This window comes from Acinetobacter sp. WU_MDCI_Abxb74 (assembly GCF_025513915.1).
In the GTDB taxonomy this organism is placed as follows: domain Bacteria; phylum Pseudomonadota; class Gammaproteobacteria; order Pseudomonadales; family Moraxellaceae; genus Acinetobacter; species Acinetobacter calcoaceticus_C.
The window spans coordinates 73,412-92,935 of record NZ_JAHPRP010000002.1; the positions used below are offsets into that span (position 1 = coordinate 73,412).

The following is a 19,524-nucleotide window of genomic DNA, read 5'->3' on the forward strand; positions in this document are numbered from 1 at the left end:
AACGGATATGGCACATATTATAACAAGAGATGAGTCTGCTTTTGCAAAGTCATGGATAAGATAAAAAGCAAACCCATGTTATTAATTAAGAGATGAGTTAACTAATTTTACCATAATGAAAATGCGACCAAATGGAATGAGCTGATCTCGAAAGTATAACGAAGAGGATGAACAAGTGGATAATTCAGAAGAACAAAAGCATATACAAGAAAATAATGGCTTTGCGCGAATTGAACCCTACACGCATCCTGCTGGGGGATGGGGTGCGTTACTCAGCGTTGCTCGAAATTTAAAACGACAAGATATTTTAAAAAAAGGTTCTATTACTTTACTCAACATTAACCAACCAACAGGTTTTGATTGTCCGGGCTGTGCATGGCCCGAAAAGAAAAATGCTCATGCCTTTAATTTCTGTGAAAACGGCGCAAAAGCGGTTGCATTTGAAGCGACCAGTAAAACAGTGACTCCTGAATATTTTGCAAACCACACATTAAGTTGGTTATCAGAACAAAGTGATTTTTTTCTTGAAGATTTAGGTCGCTTAACTGACCCAGTCCGCTACGATGCCGCAACTGATAAATATGTACCTATTTCATGGGATGAGGCATTTCAACTCATTGCCAAACATCTGCATGCGTTAGACCATCCGGACCAAGCTGCATTTTATACGTCGGGTCGCGCTAGCAATGAAGCTGCGTTTTTATATCAATTGTTTGTACGTAGTTTTGGAACAAATAACTTTCCAGACTGTTCGAACATGTGTCATGAAACCACAAGTGTCGGTTTGCTTGACTCAATTGGTTTAGGCAAAGGCACGGTAACGCTGGATGATTTTGATTTAGCCGATGCTATTTTTAGTTTTGGACACAACCCAGGAACCAATCATCCACGTATGTTAGGAACTTTACGAGAAGTCTCTAAACGTGGCGGAAATATTATTGCGATTAACCCAATTAAAGAGAGAGGGCTTGAGCGTTTCCAAGACCCACAAGCACCACTTGAAATGATGACCAATGGTAGTACACCTATTAGCCGTTATTATTTCCAGCCTAAAATTGGTGGTGACTATGCCTTGATGTTAGGCATTTTAAAACACTTAAATGAGTGGGATAAAAAAGCCATTGCTTCAGGAAAACCAAGCGTTTTTGATCGAAACTTTATTGCTGTGAATACTATTGGTTTTGATGAAATGATTGCTGAGGTTGAAAGGACTGAATGGCAAGATATCTATAAACACTCAGGGCTATCTGCCGAACATCTGGAAAAACTATCTAAACTGTTTTTAGAGTCAGAGCGTTCGATTTTCTGTTGGGGAATGGGGATTACCCAACACCGCCACGGAACTGCCAATGTTCATATGTTAGCGAACTTGTTATTGGCGCGAGGTCAAATTGGCCGACCAGGTGCGGGATTATGTCCGGTTCGAGGCCATAGTAATGTGCAAGGTGACCGAACCATGGGCATTAATGAGTTACCTAATCCTAAATTACTCGACAACATTGACCGTGTGTTTGGGATTAAATCACCAAGAAAAAATGGTTTTGGCGTGGTTGAAACGATTAAAGCGATGTATGAGGGTGAGGTCAAAGTCTTTATTGGTTTAGGCGGCAATTTCGCGGTTGCGACACCAGATACACCGTATACCCAAGAAGCGCTTAAAAAATGTAATTTAACGGTACATGTAGCCACTAAGTTAAATCGTAGTCACTTGATTTGTGGTCAAGATGCGTTGATTTTGCCGTGTTTAGGGCGAACGGAAATTGATGAGCAACTTCATGGTCCACAGGCGATTACTGTTGAAGATTCGATGAGTAATGTTCACCTGTCGGCAGGACGTAATACGCCAATTTCTGAAAATATTTTATCGGAACCAGATATTGTGGCAAGAATGGCAGAAGCCGTGTTGCCGGACAGTCAGGTTAAATGGAAATGGTATATTGAAAGTTATGACCGCATTCGTGACTCAATCGCCGATGTGTTTGATGAATTTCATGACTTTAATTTACGGGTCTATGAATCAGGCGGTTTCCACTTAGAACATCCAGCCAATCAACACGTCTGGAATACAAAAAGTGGTAAAGCCCAATTTATGATTACGCCACTGAATGAAGTCTATGGCGATAAAGAAAATCAATATGCCGCGGCCTATACGGATAGTAAGGTTTATACCTTAATGACAACCCGTTCTCATGATCAGTACAACACAACTTTATATGGTCTTGATGACCGTTACCGAGGGGTATTTGGGCAGCGCCGTGTGTTGTTTATGAACCAAGCCGATATTGATGAAGCTGGTTTTGAAGCGAACCAGTGGGTAGATATTGAAAGTGTTTTCTCAGATGGTGTTAAACGTATCGTGCATAGTTTCCGTATTGTACCGTACAACATTCCACGGGGCAGTTTAGCCGCTTATTATCCGGAAACTAATCCTCTGGTGGCATTAAGTAGCCATGATCAATATGCCAAGATTCCTGCATCAAAAAGTGTTCCTGTCATTTTGCACGCAGGCAATGCGCCTGAGCATTTTAATCTGGCAACGGCAGTTGACCCCGAAGATGCTGATAGAAAGGTGAGCAGTCTTTAAGTGCAACAGTCTATTTAATATTAAAACTCATATCCGAATGGCGCTCATTCCAAGCGCCATGAATTAAAATAAGGACGTTATTTTGACACTGCATTTATATGGGGTTGAAACCTTAGAAGTACAGCGCTTCAAAAAAACTGAATCTGAAATTGCATTAGACAATATTGTTCAAGAGCACCCGATTGCTTTGGTATATAACGGTATTTCTCACGCCGTGATGATGGCAACGCCTACCGATGTGAGTTTATTTGCAAAAGGATTTAGTCTGTCTGAAGGGATTTTAACGAGTTTAAAAGAACTCTACGCCATTGAGGTACATCAACGTGAATTAGGCATTGAAGTTGAAATGACGATTTCATCTAGGGCGTTTGCGACTTTAAAACAACATAGAAGAATGATGGTGGGACGTACAGGTTGCGGTTTATGTGGAATTGAAAGTTTAGAGCAGTTTCATCTCGATGTTCCTAAAATTACAACTCGACTTTCTAAAGCATGGCTTGAGCAAATTCCGATGGCTATTTCTCACTTAAAGAATCGGCAAGAAATTACGGCTTTAACGGGAGGGGCACATGCCGCAGCTTGGGTCGTTGAAGGTCAAATCATCGCATTATTTGAAGATGTGGGACGCCACAATGCTTTAGACAAATTACTCGGTTATTTAGCCCAAGAAAACTATGATACCAGTTCTGGTTTTGTTGTCATGACGAGCCGTGCAAGCTATGAATTAATTCGTAAATGCGCTCAGTTGAATATCGGTTTACTAGCATCAATTTCCGCTCCAACCAGCATGGCCATTCGGTTAGCAAAAATATCGGGTCTAACTTTGGCTAGTTTTTGTCGTGGGGATGGCTTTGTTTTATATACCGAATTATGAAGCCTTAAAAGAACCATTAAATAAACTCTCATTAAAAAAATGAGCAAAAAGATAGAAATTTACATTTCTATTTTTTCTAATTTTAAGCTAGGCGGGAGTTTTATACTTTATTATCAGACTTCGGTAGGTCGGAGTGTGTCCCAATGTCTTGGTTGCAGTCTCTAAAAGATTGGGCAAAACATCTAAAAAAACAAATTATTATGTTGTGGTTCGCATCGAAGCACCCGCAAATGCCGTGGCTACCAAAAATTATTGCTGTTGTAGCGGTTGCCTATGCTTTTAGTCCCATTGATTTAATTCCAGATTTTATTCCTGTTTTGGGATTACTTGATGAGGCTTTAATTTTACCAATACTCATTTGGTTGGCTGTTCGCTTTACGCCTAAACACGTCATTTTAGAGGCAGAACAACAAGCTGAAGACTGGTTTGAACAACAAGAACGCCGCCCTCAAAATTATTTGGTCGCTGTGTTGATTATTCTAGTTTGGATAACTTTGGCTGTGATGGCTTATTTCTATTTTGGCGGTGATTTATAACTCATAAACGTTAAAAATAGAGAATACTAATTTCAAGGCATTAACATTGTACTTTGCTACAACTCAAAGGATAATAACGTTTTTATAAGCTATGAGTTGCAGACAATGAAAATCGTCGCAGATGAAAACTTGGCATTTACCGATTACTTTTTTTCAGAGTTTGGCGATATTCAACACCATGCAGGGCGTACTTTAACTCATGCAGATGTAAAAGATGCAGAGGCTTTATTGGTTCGTTCGGTAACAGCAGTGAATGAGAGTTTAATTCGAGACACTTCAATAAAATATGTAGGTAGTGCCACAATTGGTACCGACCATTTAGATATTTCAGCTTTAGAAAAACAAGGAATTACGTGGGCCAATGCAGCAGGTTGTAACGCGCAGGCAGTTGCTGAATATGTCATTACTGCTTTACTGCATTTAGATGCCAACCTTTTAGAACAACAAGAAAAATTTACTTTAGGCATTGTTGGGCTTGGAAACGTCGGTAAACGTTTAGCATATATGGCTCAGTTGCTTGGCTGGCGTGTGATTGGATGTGACCCATATGTACAGTTAAATTCGATTGAGAATGTAAGCTTAGAAACGCTCTTGCAACAAGCGAATGCAATTTCAATTCATGTGCCTTTAACCAAAAATGTTGAGCATGCGACTTATCATCTTTTTAATGAGCAAGCGTTTGCAGCACTTCAACCGAACACGATTTTAATTAATAGTGCGCGTGGCCCAGTCGTTAAAGAAGCGGCTTTAATCGAAGATATTCAACGTACAAAACGAAAAGTTGTGCTCGATGTGTTTGAACATGAGCCAGTCATCTCAGAAGAGCTTATAGACATGTTGGCTTTAGCGACACCGCATATTGCTGGTTACAGCCTCGAAGGCAAAGCCCGCGGTACGCAAATGATTTATGAAGCGTTTTGCCAAAAGTTTGGTTTCGATATAAATAAGCGTTTCGAAACTCAGTTGCCTGCATGTGAAGATTATTTTTCAGGTAATGACTTAAAGACTGTGTTAAAGCAAAAATTAACTGAAATTTATGACATTGCTCAAGACGATGCCAATATTCGTGCTTGTATTAAAGACGGCAAAGTCGAGCAAAAAGCATTTGATTTATTGCGTAAGAATTATCCGCTGCGTCGGGAATGGGCAGCACATGGAGGACCGCAGGCATGAGTTTAAGTTATCAACCTACTTGTTCAATTGATGCCTTAAAAGCACGTGCCAAACTCTACAATCAAATTCGTCAGTTTTTTGCTGAACGAGCTGTTATGGAAGTTGAGACACCTCTAGTTTCACAGGCAGGCGTAACCGATGTGCATTTAGCGTCTGTTCAGGCTTTACGTCATATTAATGGGAAATTGCAAACTCAATATTTGCAGACCTCACCAGAGTTTGCCATGAAACGGTTATTGGCGAGTGGTAGCGGGCCGATTTACCAGATTTGTAAGGTTTTTCGAGACGATGAACACGGGCGTAAACACAATAGTGAATTTACGATGCTTGAATGGTACCGCCCGAGTTTTGACCTAAAAGCTTTAATGCATGAAACGGCCGATTTATTGCAAACCTGCTTGCAGCATCGTTTTGGTGAAGTTCGTCCATTTATTTTAAGTTATAAACATGCCTTTCAGGACCGTTTAGACATTAACCCATTACAAGCAACTTTGAAGCAACTCAAAGAAACTGCAAATCGTGTGGGCTTAAACCTTGATTTAGGTGATGACCGTTTAGCTTATATCGATTTGTTATTTTCACATTTTGTTGAACCAAGTTTGGGATTTGATGCACCTGTCTTTTTAACTGACTTTCCACCAGAAATGGCATCTTTAGCAAAGGTGAAACTCGATGAAGATGGGGAAGAGGTTGCTGCTCGTTTTGAGGTCTATATTGAAGGTTTAGAGCTGGCAAATGCGTACGATGAATTGCTTGATGCTGAAGTTTTACGTTCACGCTTTGAAGCGGATAATGCCGAGCGAGCTAAGCAGGGTCTTCATGTTATGCCTTTAGATGAACATCTATTAGCTGCTTTACCTCATATGCCAGAATGCTCAGGAATTGCTTTAGGCGTAGATCGTCTATTAATGGTTGCAATGGACCAGCTTCAAATTGAAAAAGTGATTACATTTCCAGCAGACATTGCTTAAAACTAACAAATAAAAAAGCCACAATATTGTGGCTTTTTTATTTAGAGCTTATTCAGCTTAAGCTTGTTGAATACCTGCAACAACCCAGTCTTGCTGAGAGCCAGCAGGTTTAACAAAGTGCCAGATTTCAGCAAATGGCTGTGGCAAGCTGTTTAGATCTTCACTCACTGTACCAGTGAAACGTACGCTTACTACGTATTGACCATTTTCAGTCGCACTATCTACAACCATCGCATTGAGGTTACTAAACTCGGCAACATCTTGATCTTGGTTTTCCATGATGTCGTTATACATAGAAGTATAAAGTTCTGGCGTTAAGTAACGGCGAATTTCTTCAATGTTACTTGCAGTATTCATCGATTGGATGTGGTTAAAACGTTGACGTGCAATACGCAAGAAAGAAGCTGGTTCACTACCGTCTGGAAGTTGATTGCCATTACTGGTCGTTACACCGCCAAAAGGAGCTTGGGTTGCAGCACCACCAGTCACAGACTGTCCAAAGATATTTGTATTATCTCCAGCATTACGTGGTGTCGCTTGTGGTGCAGCAGAACGGCCAAATGGATTTTGACCGCCATTGTTTGGTGCGTATGGGTTATTAGCCGTTAGTTTTTTTTTTGATCCCAATTTACGGAATACAAAGAAAGCTAAAGCAGCTGCAAGTAACACCCAAATCCAGCTCGGGATACCACCTTTTTTCTCTTGTTGAGCTTCAGCCTGAGTGGCTTGCTGTTCAGTTGATGTCGGTTTGTCATCAGCTAAAGCATTTGCTGCAACAGCACCTACGGCAGCACCAGCTACACCAGCTGCAACCATTGAGCCAACACCTGGACCTGATCTTTGAGGTGCAGTGGCTGGTTGTTGAGCTGGAGTCACTTGACGAGGTTGTTGATATGACTGGCTTGACGTAGTAGAGCGTGCCATACCGTGGCTTTTACCACCACCCGCACGTTTAGCTTCAGCAAGAGGAGAAATTGCTAAAGCAGCCATTAAAATACCGCTAATCAAGCCACGCTGGTGTACTTCCATAAGAAATTCCTGTTTAAAATTAATTTACAATAGTATTTATGCAGGCATTTACCCTAAATTTCAACTATAAAAGTATATTTTTTATGTCAATTCATCACTCAATTGCATAGCTTCGGTCAAGGCTTCATGCAAACGGGCAACGGCAATGACCTGAACCCCTGGAATTGCTTTTTGCGGCGCATTGCCTCTTGGTAAAATGACATATTTAAAACCATGTTTAGCCGCTTCTTTTAAACGCTCTTGGCCATTAGGAACTGGGCGAATTTCACCAGAAAGACCAACTTCGCCAAAAACCGCAAGCTGCTGTGGTAAAGCCTTAGTACGTAAACTTGAAGCACATGCTAATAAAACTGCTAAATCTGAACCTGTTTCAGTAATTTTTAAGCCACCTACAATATTTACATAGACGTCTTGTCCTGTTGTCTGGACGCCTCCGTGACGGTGCATGACAGCAAGAAGCATGTTTAAACGGTTTTGTTCAAGACCTAATGCGACACGACGTGGTTGGCCTTGTGCATCGTCAACCAATGCTTGTACTTCGACTAAAAGAGGGCGAGTACCTTCACGGCTAATCATGACGATTGAACCCGGAATCGCTTCATCATAACGACTCAAGAAAATGGCAGAAGGGTTAGCAACTTCACGTAATCCTTTATCTGTCATGGCAAATACACCCAGTTCATTGACTGCGCCAAAACGGTTTTTAACTGCACGAATCATTCGATAGCGTGAATCTGACTGACCTTCAAAGTAAAGTACACAATCCACCATGTGTTCTAAAACACGAGGGCCTGCAAGAGCACCTTCTTTAGTGACATGGCCAACAAGAAATAGTGCCGTACCACTATTTTTTGCATAACGTGTAAGTAATGCAGCAGATTCACGAATTTGAGAAACACCACCTGGCGCCGATTGAAGGGTTTCGGTGTAAAGTGTCTGAATAGAATCTAAAATAGCCACAGCAGGCTTTTCTTGTTCTAAAACCTCACAAATTCGTTCTACGCAGGTTTCGGCCATAGCCTTTAACTTGTCAGTAGGTAAATCAAGACGTTGAGCACGAAGAGCAACCTGAGATAACGACTCTTCACCCGTAATATAAAGTGCGGAGCTTTTCGCGCTTGCCATATGGGTCGCTGTTTGTAACAGAATGGTGGATTTACCAATACCAGGATCACCACCAATCAGTACGACTGAACCGGTAACTAAACCTCCGCCAAGTACACGGTCAAATTCGCTAATACCTGTCTGTAAGCGGGTTTCATGGGAAACTGAGACTTTATTGAGTGTTGTAATGTTGGCGGCTTGGCCTGCATAGCCCCCAGTTTTGGGGCGTGCTCGGTGCGCAGTGGTTGGTTCAAGTCTGACTTCGGTCAGGCAATTCCATTCACCACACTCTGAACATTGACCTGCCCATTTAAGATGATCGGCACCACATTGCTCGCAACGGTAAATAGTTTTGACTTTACTCATAAAAAATTGAAATTTTGCTCGATATTATATAAATATAGTTCTATAGAGAGTCCTTAGCTCTTTTTCCTAAATTTTTCATGTAAAAGATTAGGAATTAGAAAAGCGGAGCTTTTTAGGAACTAAAAGGGAAAGACATCAAAAATAACACGATATAGGATTTTTACAAGTCAGATAGAGTTTGTTTTCAGTGGATATAAAAAATCTAATCTATCCCCAAGGAAGGTGTTTTTACTGACGTATATATCTACCTGTTTATTATAGAGATGGCATGGATATTGCTGAAGTAAAAAACGAACAAAATAATATGAGTATTGTATTTTAAAAATACAAAAGGTTGATATCTATGAGTGCAGCAGAAATTGTTGATTGGGTAAATAGCATAATCTGGAGTAAAGGACTGATTTACTTGTGCTTAGGCGCTGGTTTATTTTTTTCTATTTTGACTAGATTCGTTCAAGTACGCCAAATGAAAGAAATGGTAAGGTTATTAATAAAAGGAACTTCTTCAGAACAGGGGATTTCATCTTTTCAGGCGCTTGCAGTTTCATTATCTGGCCGAGTAGGTGTTGGTAACATTGCAGGTGTCGCGGCAGCAATTGGTTTTGGTGGTCCTGGTGCTGTCTTTTGGATGTGGCTAGTGGCATTTCTAGGAGCAAGTACTGCATATGTTGAATCGACATTAGGCCAAATCTATAAGGTTGAATATCAAGGGCAATACCGTGGCGGTCCAGCTTTTTATTTTGATAGGGGGTTAGGACAACGCTGGTTAGGAATCGTGTTTGCTATTGCTGCGATTATTTCTTGTGGTTTGTTTTTACCAGGTATCCAAGCAAATGCTGTAGGTAAAGCTTTTACCCAGATTACAGGTGAAGGCACAATTGTTTTTGGAGATATTGGATTATTTAAATTTGTTGCCCTTGCTGTAATTGTAAGTTTGCTTGCCATTATTATTTTTGGAGGAATCAAGCGGATCGCACGTTTTGCTGAATTTGTTGTTCCTTTTATGGCAGCAGGATACATTTTAATGGCTGTCGTTATTGTGATTGCTAATATTCAAGAGTTACCTGGCGTAATTAAATTAATTTTTGAAGATGCTTTTTCTCCTATGGCTGGTCTTGGTGCGGCGATTGGTTGGGGAGTAAAACGTGGTGTTTATTCAAATGAAGCAGGTCAAGGAACAGGTCCTCACGCAGCGGCTGCGGCTGAAGTTCAGCATCCGGCTCAACAAGGATTTGTTCAAGCATTTTCAATTTATGTGGATACTTTATTTGTCTGTTCCGCTACAGCGTTCATGATTTTAATCACAGGGATGTATAATGTACAAGGTACCTTAGAAGCAGGTCAATTTATTGTACAAAACGTGGGAGCTACAGTTGAAATTGGTTCTCCTGCATTCACCCAAATGGCTGTTAGTACAATGTTTGGTAATTTTGGCCAAATTTTTGTGGCTTTAGCTGTTTTCTTTTTTGCTTTCACAACAATTGTTGCTTACTACTACATCGCGGAAACTAACATTACTTATCTAAGCTATATTACAAAATCTCCATCACTATTATTTGTGGTTAAGTGCTTTATTATTTTATCGGTATCTTATGGTGTGCTTAGTGCAACTGGTTATATATGGGGTATTGGTGACATTGGTGTAGGTTTAATGGCATGGATCAACATCGTTGGTATTATTGTGACTTATTTTATATGGAAACCTACTATTAAAGCATTGAAGGATTATGAGGCACAGCAAAAAGCTGGAGTAACAGAATATACATTTGATCCTATTAAATTAGGAATAAAAAATGCGACATTCTGGGAAGAAAAATTGAAAAATAAACAAAAATAGAATTTCAGAAATTTAGTTTATTTAGTTATTAAATTCCGGAAGGGTAGTCTTAGGACTACCTTTTTTATTTGTATGAAAGAATGAACTTGTCAGACAAAAGTTGACTTAAAAGTGCGTTGTTTTGAAATGAGCTTGTGCGTATTATCGGCCATAATTGTATGTAGCTTGAAATCATCGGCAATACAGACAAAAATTGGTTAGCTGAAAAGTTGTCAAAAAATATACATTTAAAAGATACCTGCAAATGGTGCGATATCAACTTTTTGATTTGATTTTGGCTAACGGACTAAAAAAATTACTGGAGTGTATTCATAAGATGTCGAATCAAAATTTGAGTGAACCTCATGAACAAGGTGAACTCCATCGTAGCCTTTCCAATCGGCATTTACAGCTTATTGCGATCGGCGGTGCAATTGGTACTGGATTATTTATGGGATCAGGTAAAACCATTAGCCTTGCTGGTCCATCTATCTTATTTATTTATCTGATTATTGGTTTAATGGTGTTTTTTGTCATGCGTGCGCTTGGTGAACTACTCCTTTCAAATTTGGCCTATAAATCATTTATCGACTTTACAACAGATTTAATTGGCCCATGGGCAGGTTATTTTGTAGGGTGGACTTACTGGTTATGTTGGATCACGATTGGTATTGCTGACCTTTCCGCGATTATCTATTACTTACAATTCTTTAATAATGGTCTGCCTTTTTCGCCTTTCGAAGGAGCAATGATTAGTGTTGCGGCTATTGTCTTTATTATGGGTTTAAACCTGTTAACAGTACGTCTATTTGGTGAGTTAGAGTTCTGGTTTGCTCTCGTTAAGATCCTTGCAATTGTCATTTTAATTGCTGTGGGTTTATGGATGATCTTTACTGGTTTTACCTCTACTACAGGTGAAGTTGCTTCATTTACTCATCTTTGGGCTAACGGTGGTTTCTTCCCAACTGGTGTGAATGGTTTCTTAGCAGGCTTCCAGATTGCGATTTTTGCTTTCGTTGGTGTCGAGCTTGTTGGAACAACGGCTGCTGAAACTAAAGACCCAGCACGTAATTTGCCAAAAGCAATTAATTCAATTCCAATCCGTATCATTATTTTCTATGTGTTGGCACTATTGATCGTCATGTCAGTAACACCATGGAACAGAATTGATCCAAGCATCAGTCCATTTGTGAACTTGTTTAGTCAGGCAGGTATTGCTGCAGCGGCAATCTTGATGAACTTAGTCGTGTTGTCATCTGTAATGTCATCAATGAACAGTGGTGTATTCTCAACCAGCCGTATGTTATTTGGTCTATCGCGTGAAGATCAGGGACCAAAAGCTTTTGGTAAACTTAACAAACGTGCAGTCCCAGCAAATGCATTGTATTTCTCTGCAGCATGTTTATTGTTAGGTGCAGCATTACAGTATTTTGTACCAAATACTGTTGAAGCCTTTACGCTTGCGACGACACTCTCAACTATTTTTTTTATTTGTGTGTGGTTACTCATTATCTGGAGTTATATCCGTTATTACACTACACGCCCTGAGTTACATGCTAAATCAACATTTAAATTGCCGGGTGGTTTATTTACATGCTGGATCACGATTATTTTTTTCATTGGCATGATTTACGTGTTGTCTTTAGAAGCAGATACTGCCAGAGCACTTAAAATTAGCCCGATCTGGTTTGTGATCCTGATTATTGGTTACTACTTTTTCTATAAACCGCGCCATAAAAAATAAGTTTTTTCTTGGTACTAATCAAACGCTGGCTAAAAAGCTGGCGTTTTTTTATCGATATTGTTTTTCCTGGTAAGTTTACTCTTTAGCCGTTTGCCTGATCACGGTATACTGCACCGAATTGTTTAAATCAGGTGCTCAGATGCGTCGTGCCATTTGCCTCATCAGTTTATTGAGCAGCAGTATTGTGCTTACCGCTTGTGGTCAGTCAGGAGTATTGCAATTACCTTCTGATCCAAATTATGACAAACGTGCAAAATACTTGCTCTATCGTAATAACGAATCGAAACAAGCTGTGCAAAAACAAGATGAAGCTGAACAACCAGTTGAATCATCATCAGCTCCAACCCAAACAACATCACCTTAAGCTTTGAAATAAGGACACCTTCATGAGTTTCACCCGCATTAATGGAGTATTGCATGCAGAGCAATGTTCTCTCGAGCAGCTTGCGCAGCAATTTGGCACACCGTTGTATGTTTATTCAAAAACAGCTTTTGAAAAACATTATTTAGATATGGACCGTGCCTTTAACTTTATTGATCATCAAATCTGTTTTGCGGTGAAATCTAACTCAAATTTAGCTGTTCTTAATGTATTGGCAAAACTGGGTGCGGGTTTTGACATTGTATCTGGTGGTGAGCTTGCACGTGTTCTCAAAGCTGGCGGAGATGCATCTAAAGTTGTCTTTTCGGGTTTAGGTAAAACAGAAGTTGATATTGAAACTTCATTAAATGTGGGTATTGCCTGCTTTAATGTAGAGTCTTATGCAGAACTAGATCGGCTTCAAAAAGTTGCGGCTCGTTTGGGTAAGAAAGCTCCGATTTCTTTACGTGTAAATCCTGATGTAGATGCAAAAACACATCCTTATATTTCAACAGGTCTTAAAGAAAATAAATTTGGTATTCCAAGTGATACCGTTTATGAAACCTATCAATATGCAGCGTCTTTACCAAACCTTGAAATTATTGGGATTGACTGCCACATCGGTTCGCAATTAACCGAGACTAAGCCATTTGTTGATGCTTTAGACCGTGTCATGGTGATGATCGATGAATTGAAAAAACTTGGTATCAATCTTAAACATATTGATATTGGTGGCGGTTTAGGTGTTTGTTATAAAGATGAAACACCACCAAGTGTTGAAGAATATGCCAACTCAATGAAACCTGCTTTAGAAAAGTTAGGTCTCAAAGTTTATATGGAGCCGGGCCGTAGCATTAGCGCAAATGCTGGTGTGCTTTTAACAAAAGTTGATTTGCTTAAACCAACGAGCCATCGTAACTTTGCCATTATTGATGCTGCAATGAACGATTTGATTCGTCCTGCATTATATGAAGCATGGATGGATATCCAGCCTGTGGCGCCAAGTTCAGATACTGAAGAAAAAACTTGGGATCTTGTTGGTGCAATCTGTGAGACAGGTGACTTTATTGGTAAAGATCGTTCATTGGCTTTAAAAGAAAACGACTTGTTAGCTGTACTCGGTGCTGGTGCTTATGGTTTTGTAATGAGTTCAAATTACAACACACGTGGACGTGCCGCTGAAGTGATGGTGTCAGGTGATAAAGCTCATTTGATTCGTGAACGTGAAACAGTTGAATCCCTTTGGGAAAAAGAACGTTTATTGCCAGAGGAGTAAATGAGATGTTATTAGAATTTACTAAAATGCATGGCTTAGGCAATGACTTTATGGTGGTTGATCTGATCAGCCAACGTGCTTATTTAGATACAGAAACAATTCAACGCTTAGCTGACCGTCATTTTGGTATTGGTTTTGACCAACTTCTAATTGTTGAACCACCAGATTTACCAGAAGCAGATTTTAAATATCGTATTTTTAATGCTGATGGTTCTGAAGTTGAACAGTGTGGTAACGGTGTCCGTTGTTTTGCTCGTTTTGTACATGAACGTCATTTAACGAGCAAAACCAATATTACTGTTCAAACCAAAGCCGGTATTGTGAAGCCAGAGCTTGGGCAAAATGGTTGGGTACGCGTGAATATGGGTTACCCAAAATTCTTGCCGAACGAAATTCCATTTGTTGCTGAACAGCCAGAAGCTTTATATACACTTGGGTTAGCAAACGACCAAAACATTAGTATTGATGTGGTCAATATGGGCAATCCTCACGCCGTAACGATTGTTCCTGATGTACTCACAGCAGATGTCGCGGGTATTGGTCCACAAGTTGAATCACATAAACGTTTTCCTGAACGTGTTAACGCAGGATTTATGCAAGTAATTGATGAAAACCATGTGCGCCTTCGTGTATTTGAACGTGGTGTAGGTGAAACACTTGCATGCGGTACAGGTGCTTGCGCTGCTGCGATAAGTGGTATGCGCCGTGGTTTACTTGCCAACTCAGTGGAAGTTGAGCTTGCTGGCGGTAAGTTACAAATTGAATGGCAAGAAGGCGATGTGGTCTGGATGACTGGTCCAACAACCCATGTGTATGATGGGCGTTTGGATTTACGTTATTTCCAAGGCTAATAGCGTTACCTAAATAGAAGCCTCTTTTCATCAGCTAAACTGATAAAAGAGGCTTTCTTTTATATGTACAATAATATTTGATTTAACTACTTTATAAGAAATATGAATAATTTAATTTTCTTACCTGGCGCATCAGGCAGTACGACATTTTGGCATCCCTTAATTGAAAAATTACCTCAGCATTACCAGACAAAAATTATTGGTTACCCCGGTTTTGGAGATACACCAGAATCCTTTGAGGTCAAAAGTTTTGAAGACCTAACACATTATGTAGTTGATCAAATTAATGAAGAATCTGTAATTATTGCGCAATCTATGGGAGGAATTTTTGCTGTTGCTGCAGCGTTGCAAAAACCTCAGCTGGTGAAAGGGCTGGTTTTGATTGCAACTTCAGGTGGAATCAACCTTGAACGCTTTAATGTTCAAGATTGGCGTGAAGCATATCGCCAAGCCTTTTTTAAATATCCAGATTGGTTTATTACTACCAATGCTAACTACGAAGAGTTTTTATCAGATATAAACATTGAAACTTTATTAATCTGGGGCGATAACGATCCAGTGAGCCCCGTTCAGGTGGGGCAATATTTAAATCGAAAGTTTGAAAATTCGACGTTATATGTTGTTAAAGGTGGGGACCATCAATTAGCAGAAAAACATGCCGATGAAGTTGCAGTCCAAATAGAAACCTACTTAAAAAACCTAATCTAAGTTTTTAAGTCTTATTTAGCGTGCTAGATTTCAGCACGCTTTTTAGATTTATTTTTTGCTCAAAGCCAATTTCAAAGCAAACAACACAAAAATACTGCCTGTAATACGGTCCATATATTTCACAAATTTAGGTTGCTTTAGATAACGTGACAGTGGTTGCATGGCCAAAATTAATAGAGTTGACCATAACATTCCAATTACCACATGAATCATCACAAGCCCCATGACCCAAGTAACAGCCGATGCTTGTGGTGGAATAAATTGTGGAAGAAATGAAATATAAAAAATACCGACTTTCGGATTAAGTAAGTTACCTAAGAAACCTTTAATGAACCAGTTCTGTGAAGCTGAAGTGTTTGAATTATTATTTTGTATTTCTGCAAGTTGAGTACGTGGTTTTAAAATCATATTCAAACCCAGCCAAGCTAAATAAGCAGCTCCCATCCATTTCAATATATTAAAAGCTAAATCAGAAGCCATGAGCAAAGCCCCCAGACCACAAGCAACCACAATTCCCCATGCAATACAGCCAAGACTAATACCTACTGCCGCTTGGAATGCTTTAGATTTGCCTTCGAGTGTGGCGGTACGAATAATTAACGTTGTATCCAGACCAGGTGTAAGGGTAAGTAGTGTAATCGCAATTAAGTAAGGAAAGAGTAAGGTAGTCATGGCAGCAAGGTTCCGACAAATACTTGAGGTAAAGTGTAATATATAAGTCGATTAATTGTTGTGCTGTGGCTATTCAATTTTTCTGAACAACTACTTTTTGGTACACTGAAAAAATAAAATGAGCAAATAAATGGAGAGCAATTTGGATTTTGCATTACAACTGCTCTCAATGTGGTTAAAAGAAAGAAAAATTCAGAACCAATCTGAACATACGCTTACTGCTTATGAAAGAGATGTTAAAAGCTTTCTTGAGTTCTGTGATCTCAAACAAATTGATTTAAGAAATGTCGAAGCTTCAGATTTACGTGAATATTTGGCCCAGCGTGTTGAGCGGGACCAGTTAAGTTCAAGCAGTATGCAGCGCCATCTCACCTCAATTCGCCAGTTCATGAAATGGGCTGAACAAGGAAAATATTTAGAAATTAACCCGACTGATGATTTTAAGCTAAAACGTCAGCCTAGACCTTTGCCCGGTATGATCGACATAGAAACAGTTAATCAAATTTTAGATCAACCTATGCCTGAAAAACCGATTGATCAGCAACTGTGGTTACGTGATAAAGCTATGTTGGAGTTACTTTACTCAAGTGGTTTGCGTCTGGCAGAGTTGCAGGGATTAACAATTAAAGATATAGATTTTAATAGGCAACTGGTACGTATTACGGGTAAAGGAAATAAAACCCGTATTGTACCGTTCGGGAAAAAGGCGAAAGAAAGCCTATTGAATTGGCTAAAAATTTACAAAATATGGAAAGGCCATTTTGATCAAAATGCTTTTGTTTTTATTTCTCAAAGAGGTGGCGTGTTAACTCCGCGACAAATTGAAAAACGTGTAAAGCTGCAAGCGCAAAGGGCCGGCGTGAATGTAGATTTACATCCTCATTTATTAAGACATTGTTTTGCTAGTCATATGTTATCAAGTAGTGGTGATTTGCGATCGGTACAAGAAATGTTAGGTCATAGTAATTTGTCCACCACACAAATTTATACACATATTGATTTTGATCATTTGGCGCAAGTCTATGATCGAGCTCATCCGAGAGCGCAAAAGAATGAATAGATTTAAAAACTATCTTAATAATAAAGTTGATTAAAATGGCAAGTCTTATACGAATGTAGACATCATTTGTATTTTTTTAGAAATTTGTTTAAAAGAAATAGGGAAAATAGTCAAATTGACCATTTTGATCTTTGGATATTTTGTCGGTACCCCTGAGTCAAAAACATCTAATCTCGATTATTTAAAGGCGATCTTATGTTTCTGGCTAATAAGCTAAATAAAATAAAAAGATAATAAAAATCAATACATAAAATAGAGTGTAAAAAGAATGAAATAGCACCTAATAAGGCATAATATTTTTTTTATGAACTGATGGTTTCATCTTTTTTGTGCTGTTCTGGAAAATTGTGACTTGACCGAAATGCCAAACACATTGCAAGATAGGGTACCTAAAAAATTTTAATTGAAGAGTTAATATACTTTTCTCAACATTTACTTTTGCTAGAACAGCCGAGGATTACATGAAGGCTCTTGTTGCTGTAAAACGCGTGGTTGATGCCAACGTCAAAGTTCGTGTTAAGCCGGACAATAGTGGGGTTGACCTTACTAACGTTAAAATGTCAATTAACCCATTTTGTGAAATCGCAGTAGAAGAAGCGGTTCGCTTAAAAGAAAAAGGAACAGTATCAGAAATCGTTGTTGTTTCTGTTGGTCCTAAAGAAGCTCAAGAACAAATCCGTTCTGCAATGGCTTTGGGTGCAGACCGCGGTATTTTGGTTGAAACCACTGATGAAATTGGCGCTTTAGAAGTTGCTAAAATTTTAAAAGGTGTTGTTGATGCTGAAAAACCAGAACTTATCCTTCTTGGTAAACAAGCAATTGATGATGACTCTAATCAAGTAGGTCAAATGCTTGGCGCATTATTAGGTGCGGGCCAAGGTACATTCGCTTCTGAAGTGAAAGTTGATGGCGGCAAAGTACAAGTAACTCGTGAAGTTGATGGTGGTTTACAAACTGTTGAACTGGCACTTCCAGCAATCATTACAACTGATTTGCGTTTGAATGAGCCACGTTATGCAGCTTTGCCTAACATCATGAAAGCTCGTAAGAAGCCACTTGATACTAAATCTCCTGCTGATTATGGCGTTACAGCTGGTACTAAGCTTAAAACTGTTAAAGTTGAAGCTCCAGCAGAACGTAAAGCTGGCGTACAAGTGAAATCTGTAGATGAGCTTGTTGAAAAATTGAAAAATGAAGCGAAAGTGATCTAATACGGAAGGATAAAATCATGAGTATTTTAGTTATCGCTGATCACAACAACCAAGTACTTAACGGTGCTACTTTAAACGTTGTTGCTGCAGCACAAAAAATCGGTGGTGATATTACTGTATTAGTTGCTGGTTCTGGTGCTCAGGCAGTTGCTGATGCTGCTGCTAAAGTTGCTGGTGTAAGCAAGGTTTTACTTGCTGACAACGCAGCTTATGCAAACCAGTTAGCTGAAAACGTAGCTGCTTTAGTTGCTGATTTGGCTAAAGGTTACAAATACGTATTAGCTGCTTCTACAACAACTGGTAAGAACATTCTTCCACGTGTTGCTGCTCTTCTTGATGTAAGCATGATCACAGACATTATTTCTGTTGAATCTGCGAATACATTCAAGCGTCCGATCTACGCAGGTAACGCAATTGCGACTGTTCAATCTGACGAAGCAATCATTGTTGGTACAGTTCGTGGTACAGCATTTGATCCAGTAGCTGCTGAAGGTGGTTCTGCTGCGGTTGAAGCAGTAAGTGAAGCGAAAGATGCAGGTATTTCTAATTTTGTATCTGAAGAAATCGTGAAACTTGACCGTCCTGAATTGACAGCTGCTCGCATTGTTGTTTCTGGTGGTCGTGGTGTAGGTTCTGGTGAGAACTATCATAAAGTACTTGACCCATTAGCTGACAAGCTTGGTGCAGCACAAGGTGCTTCACGTGCGGCAGTTGATGCAGGCTTTGTACCTAACGACTTCCAGGTTGGACAAACTGGTAAGATCGTTGCACCTGACCTTTATGTTGCTGTAGGTATTTCTGGTGCGATCCAGCATTTAGCTGGTATGAAAGATTCTAAAGTTATTGTTGCAATCAACAAAGACGAAGAAGCGCCAATCAACAGTGTTGCTGACTACTGGTTAGTTGGTGATTTGAACACTGTAGTACCAGAGTTGGTATCTAAACTTTAATCCTTACTGGTTAAAGTCAAAAAACCCTTAGTTTTTACTAAGGGTTTTTTTATTGTAGAGATGGATGTTGAAGACTAAATTGGATTTGTTATCTCATTTTAGGTTTGATTTTTATAGAATAAAAATCACATAGTTTTAATAAGGTGAACCTATGCTCATTACAGCGATATGATAAGAATAATATGCAATTAAATTATACAAATATCACCAGATTGACCCTGTAGATTCAGTACATTCC

General features: G+C 39.4%; 17 protein-coding genes. 14 read left to right on the plus strand and 3 right to left on the minus strand.

Annotation, left to right across the window (positions count from 1 at the left end):
- Positions 1-175: 175 nt before the first annotated feature.
- The 5 genes from KTH84_RS06415 (at position 176) to epmA (ending at position 6,138) form a co-directional block, all read left to right on the plus strand.
- Complete coding sequence (locus tag KTH84_RS06415; protein ID WP_262472535.1) at positions 176-2,584, plus strand: FdhF/YdeP family oxidoreductase; 2,409 nt, start codon at positions 176-178, stop codon at positions 2,582-2,584.
- A gap of 82 nt (positions 2,585-2,666) precedes the next feature.
- Complete coding sequence (gene fdhD, locus KTH84_RS06420; protein WP_262472536.1) at positions 2,667-3,458, plus strand: formate dehydrogenase accessory sulfurtransferase FdhD; 792 nt, start codon at positions 2,667-2,669, stop codon at positions 3,456-3,458.
- A 143-nt stretch (positions 3,459-3,601) separates the two neighbouring features.
- Entirely contained in the window at positions 3,602-3,994 is a 393-nt protein-coding gene (locus KTH84_RS06425; protein ID WP_133972163.1) for a YkvA family protein, read from the plus strand.
- Positions 3,995-4,099: 105 nt separating this feature from the next.
- Positions 4,100-5,167, plus strand: coding sequence for a 4-phosphoerythronate dehydrogenase (locus tag KTH84_RS06430; RefSeq protein ID WP_262472537.1), 1,068 nt, complete (start codon positions 4,100-4,102; stop codon positions 5,165-5,167).
- Complete coding sequence (gene epmA, locus KTH84_RS06435) at positions 5,164-6,138, plus strand: EF-P lysine aminoacylase EpmA (protein WP_133972167.1); 975 nt, start codon at positions 5,164-5,166, stop codon at positions 6,136-6,138. Before KTH84_RS06430 ends, epmA begins: the two co-directional genes overlap by 4 nt.
- Positions 6,139-6,195: 57 nt before the next feature.
- Here the strand turns inward: epmA and KTH84_RS06440 are convergent, their stop codons facing one another.
- Both KTH84_RS06440 and radA read right to left on the minus strand, forming a co-directional pair.
- Complete coding sequence (locus tag KTH84_RS06440) at positions 6,196-7,167, minus strand: Tim44 domain-containing protein (protein ID WP_202743068.1); 972 nt, start codon at positions 7,165-7,167, stop codon at positions 6,196-6,198.
- Between the two features lie 81 nt (positions 7,168-7,248).
- Positions 7,249-8,637 carry a DNA repair protein RadA gene (radA, locus tag KTH84_RS06445; RefSeq protein ID WP_003650164.1) on the minus strand — a complete coding sequence of 463 codons (1,389 nt, stop codon included), beginning with the start codon at positions 8,635-8,637 and terminating at the stop codon, positions 7,249-7,251.
- Positions 8,638-8,980: 343 nt separating this feature from the next.
- Here radA and KTH84_RS06450 point away from each other — a divergent pair, with 343 nt between their 5' ends.
- The 6 genes from KTH84_RS06450 to KTH84_RS06475 all read left to right on the plus strand — a co-directional run bounded on the left by KTH84_RS06450 (position 8,981) and on the right by KTH84_RS06475 (position 15,393).
- Complete coding sequence (locus KTH84_RS06450) at positions 8,981-10,474, plus strand: alanine/glycine:cation symporter family protein (RefSeq protein ID WP_262472539.1); 1,494 nt, start codon at positions 8,981-8,983, stop codon at positions 10,472-10,474.
- A 316-nt stretch (positions 10,475-10,790) separates the two neighbouring features.
- Entirely contained in the window at positions 10,791-12,197 is a 1,407-nt protein-coding gene (locus KTH84_RS06455) for an amino acid permease (RefSeq protein ID WP_262472540.1), read from the plus strand.
- A 139-nt stretch (positions 12,198-12,336) separates the two neighbouring features.
- On the plus strand, positions 12,337-12,561 hold the full coding sequence (gene lptM, locus KTH84_RS06460; RefSeq protein ID WP_262472542.1) for an LPS translocon maturation chaperone LptM: 225 nt from the start codon (positions 12,337-12,339) through the stop codon (positions 12,559-12,561).
- Positions 12,562-12,583: 22 nt separating this feature from the next.
- Positions 12,584-13,834 (plus strand): diaminopimelate decarboxylase, encoded by a 1,251-nt coding sequence (gene lysA / locus KTH84_RS06465; RefSeq protein WP_262472544.1) that lies wholly within the window; start codon positions 12,584-12,586, stop codon positions 13,832-13,834.
- A gap of 5 nt (positions 13,835-13,839) precedes the next feature.
- Positions 13,840-14,685 (plus strand): diaminopimelate epimerase, encoded by an 846-nt coding sequence (gene dapF / locus KTH84_RS06470; RefSeq protein ID WP_262472546.1) that lies wholly within the window; start codon positions 13,840-13,842, stop codon positions 14,683-14,685.
- A gap of 102 nt (positions 14,686-14,787) precedes the next feature.
- Entirely contained in the window at positions 14,788-15,393 is a 606-nt protein-coding gene (locus KTH84_RS06475) for an alpha/beta fold hydrolase (protein WP_262472547.1), read from the plus strand.
- A gap of 48 nt (positions 15,394-15,441) precedes the next feature.
- Here the strand turns inward: KTH84_RS06475 and KTH84_RS06480 are convergent, their stop codons facing one another.
- A complete protein-coding gene (locus KTH84_RS06480; protein ID WP_262472548.1) occupies positions 15,442-16,065 on the minus strand; it encodes a LysE family translocator in 624 nt (207 codons plus the stop codon).
- A 169-nt stretch (positions 16,066-16,234) separates the two neighbouring features.
- On the opposite strand from KTH84_RS06480, the gene xerA reads away from it, so the two are divergent.
- The 3 genes from xerA (at position 16,235) to KTH84_RS06495 (ending at position 19,286) form a co-directional block, all read left to right on the plus strand.
- The gene (xerA, locus tag KTH84_RS06485; protein WP_262472782.1) at positions 16,235-17,125 is read left to right on the plus strand and encodes a site-specific tyrosine recombinase/integron integrase; all 891 of its coding nucleotides are present in this window, start codon (positions 16,235-16,237) and stop codon (positions 17,123-17,125) included.
- A 461-nt stretch (positions 17,126-17,586) separates the two neighbouring features.
- On the plus strand, positions 17,587-18,336 hold the full coding sequence (locus tag KTH84_RS06490) for an electron transfer flavoprotein subunit beta/FixA family protein (RefSeq protein WP_003650176.1): 750 nt from the start codon (positions 17,587-17,589) through the stop codon (positions 18,334-18,336).
- A 17-nt stretch (positions 18,337-18,353) separates the two neighbouring features.
- Entirely contained in the window at positions 18,354-19,286 is a 933-nt protein-coding gene (locus KTH84_RS06495; protein WP_016137313.1) for an electron transfer flavoprotein subunit alpha/FixB family protein, read from the plus strand.
- The last annotated feature ends 238 nt before the right edge of the window (positions 19,287-19,524 follow it).